The organism is Streptomyces alkaliphilus (assembly GCF_014141535.1).
Taxonomy (GTDB): domain Bacteria; phylum Actinomycetota; class Actinomycetes; order Streptomycetales; family Streptomycetaceae; genus Streptomyces; species Streptomyces alkaliphilus.
In genome coordinates this window covers 1-1,580 of record NZ_VKHT01001094.1, presented here as the reverse complement: position 1 = coordinate 1,580, position 1,580 = coordinate 1, and the positions used below count along the sequence as shown (strand labels likewise).

Below are 1,580 nucleotides of genomic sequence, written 5' to 3'. Positions count from 1 at the left end.
CCCCCTTTGTCCGCTCCCGCCGCCTGCGCAGCAGGTACCGACCCGTCTGCGGTACGACCGTCACCAGCATGGCCAGACCCACCGCCGCCGCCACCGCCTGCCAGGTGCTCGGGAAGAGCGTTCCCCCCACCAGGCCGATCAGCTGGTACGTCACAGCCCAGGCCAACACCGCGGGCACGGATCCGCGCAGGTAGTCGCGCAGCGGCATCCGGGCGATCAGGCAGGCCAGGAGCACGGGCAGCCGCCCCGCCGGAACCAGCCGGGAGAGCACCAGCACGGTCGTCCCCCGGCGCTCCAACTGTCGGCGCGAACGTTCCAACAACTCCGGCGTCACCTGCTCCCGCAAACGGTGCCACCACCGGGAGGGGCCCCCCGCCTCCAGGCCGCGCCGCCCCGAAACGAACAACAGGCCGTCACCGGCGAACGCCCCCGCGGCGGCCACGAGCAGCACCATCAGCGAGGACCACACCGGCTGCCCCTCGTGCAGCGCGACCACCGCGGCGGAGCTGACCACCGCCCCGGTGGGCACCACGGGTACCAGCGCCCCGATGAAGACCAACAGGAACAGCGAGGGGTAGCCGAAGAGGCCGCCGGCCGTGTCCAGGGCCGTCCCCGAGGCGGTCGTCACGGTCGTCAACGCGCTCGTCACCGTTCCCGTATCCATCCCGGACCCCCTCCTCCACCCCCCGGCGCCACCGCGCCGACCGGCCCGCTCATCCGCCCTCACCCGGCCCGACGGCTGGTCGCACGCTCTGCCCGGGCGCGAGCAGGTGCACCCGGACGGACGGGGCCAGCCGCTCCGTGTGCCGCACGAACTCGTCTCCCGGCGAGGAGAACTCGTGCGGGCGCACCCCCTCCAGTCCCAGCGGCCAGAAGGTGCCGAAGTGCACCGGCACCGCTGTGGCGGGGGCCAGCAGCGCGGCCACCCGGGCCGCCTCCCGGGCGTCCAGATGACCGGGGCCCAGGAACGGGCCCCAGCCACCGACCGGCAGCAGCGCCGTGTCCACCCGTCCCACGGCCTCCGCCATGCCCGGGAACCACCCGGTGTCCCCGGCGTAATAGGTACGGGCGCGTCCCTCGATCACGAACCCCAGCGGCTCGACCCGCAACCGGGCCCCCGGGCGCCGTCGGCCGTCGTGGGCGGCGGGTACGGCGCGCACCCGCACCGTGCCCACCGGCAGGCTCTCACCCGCGGCCACCTCGCACAGCTCCAGGTCGCGCCGCCGTGCCAGCCGACGCAGTGCCGGTACGGCGCGGACCGCGCCCCGGGGCAGGACCACGGGGGTGCCCGGCGCCATCCGTGCCAGGGAGGCCAGATGCAGGTGGTCGCCGTGCAGGTGGGAGATGACCGCGGCATCCGCCCGGTGCGCCGTCGTGGGCGGAGTCGCGCCGGTGCGCCGGCGCAGCAGGTACAGCCAGCGGGGGAACAACGGGTCGGTGAGCACGGTCGTGCCCGAGTCCCGCACGCTCGCCGTGGCATGTCCCCACCAGGTGATCTCCACCGCCATTCCCGCTCCCGTCCCTCCGGCGTCCCGGTGCGCCCGGGCCGCCCGCGATCGATTTCCGCCCCTCACCCGACC

2 protein-coding genes are annotated in these 1,580 nt (G+C 75.2%); both read right to left on the bottom strand.

Features of this window, described 5'->3' with window-relative positions; genetic code table 11:
- The coding region (locus FNQ90_RS22625) for a DedA family protein (protein ID WP_182608044.1) at nucleotides 1–664 on the bottom strand (664 nt) is incomplete at its 3' end.
- 49 nt (nucleotides 665–713) lie between these two features.
- Nucleotides 714–1,508 carry an MBL fold metallo-hydrolase gene (locus FNQ90_RS22620; protein ID WP_182608043.1) on the bottom strand — a complete coding sequence of 265 codons (795 nt, stop codon included), beginning with the start codon at nucleotides 1,506–1,508 and terminating at the stop codon, nucleotides 714–716.
- Between the last annotated feature and the right edge of the window lie 72 nt (nucleotides 1,509–1,580).

Coding starts and splice junctions, on each gene's coding strand:
- FNQ90_RS22620 (WP_182608043.1), bottom strand. CDS start 1,508: ATGGCGGTGGAGATCACCTGGTGGGGACATGCCACGGCGAGCGTGCGG.